Genomic DNA, 1070 nt, shown 5'->3' with positions numbered 1-1070 from the left:
CGCGCACCACACCGGGTTCACCACCACACGCCGTTTCCGCGAAGCCTTCCAGCGCCGGTACGGCCGGAGCCCGGAGCAGATGCGCGCCGAGCTGTACGGGTCGTAGCGGAGTCCCGCCGGCGAACCGGCTGCCGACGACTTGCTGCCAGTGCAGCAGCTATTGCCCGCAAGGGCGCTTCGGCGCGGGTGGCAGTTAAATGTCAGGCGGGGTGCGGCGGAGCGATTCGACGCTAGGTTGAAATCGACCCGATCACCTGTCTTCGATCGGGGCGTTCGGAAAGGAATCGATCCATGCCTGTGCTCGCCCCTGCGGAAAAAGATCGCATCAAGGAAACCGTGTGCACGATCCTCGAACTGGAACCCGAGGAGGTTTCCGACAGCAGTCTGTTCAAAGACGATCATGGCGCCGACTCGCTGCTGGCGATCGAAATTCTTGCGCAGCTCGAACGGACATTCAAAATTACGATCGATCAGTCCGAGCTGGAGCGGCTGGTCAATCTGGAGGGCGTCTATTCGGTTGTTGCCGAAGCCAAGGCGGCCTGAAGGCCGGGACGAGTCGCGATGACGAAACCGGAAACCTCATGAGGCGCAGGGTTGTCGTTACCGGCCTCGGCGCGATAACCAGTGTGGGTATCGGAGCGGACGAATTTCTCGACGCATTGCGCTGCGGGCGGCAGGGGGCGGCGCCGATCACGGCGTTCGACACCGCCGGGTATCCGAATAAAATTGGCTGCGAGGTAGCGGATTTCGCGCCCGAACAATGGCTGGGCACGCGCGCCGAAGAATTCGGCCGGACAACACAATTCGCTGTCGTCGCAGCTCGGATGGCACTCGCCGATGCCGGCCTGGACGGTGACCGTCTGCACGATCGCCGGGGCCTGGTGGCGGTGGGTACGACCGATGGGGAGTCGCGAGATCTCGACCGGATGATGCGGTCCTGGATCGACGACGGACCGGACGCGATGGCGCCCGCACTCGCCCGCCGCATCCCCGTCAGCCGCTTGTCGACCAGCATCGCACGCGAGCTGACCTTGACCGATGTCGAGGCGGTGACCATCCCGACAGCCTGC

General features: G+C 64.1%; 2 protein-coding genes. Both read left to right on the top strand.

Features of this window, described 5'->3' with window-relative positions:
- Nucleotides 1–291 precede the first annotated feature (291 nt).
- The gene (locus ACGF5C_RS35150) at nt 292–543 is read left to right on the top strand and encodes an acyl carrier protein (RefSeq protein ID WP_393308787.1); all 252 of its coding nucleotides are present in this window, start codon (nt 292–294) and stop codon (nt 541–543) included.
- Nucleotides 544–581: 38 nt separating this feature from the next.
- The coding region (locus tag ACGF5C_RS35145) for a beta-ketoacyl synthase N-terminal-like domain-containing protein (protein ID WP_393308785.1) at nt 582–1070 on the top strand (489 nt) is incomplete at its 3' end.

The sequence above is a fragment of the Micromonospora sp. NPDC047620 genome (assembly GCF_043205005.1).
In the GTDB taxonomy this organism is placed as follows: domain Bacteria; phylum Actinomycetota; class Actinomycetes; order Mycobacteriales; family Micromonosporaceae; genus Micromonospora.
Note: the sequence above shows the minus strand (reverse complement) of the source record. Positions and strands in the feature narration are given on the sequence as shown.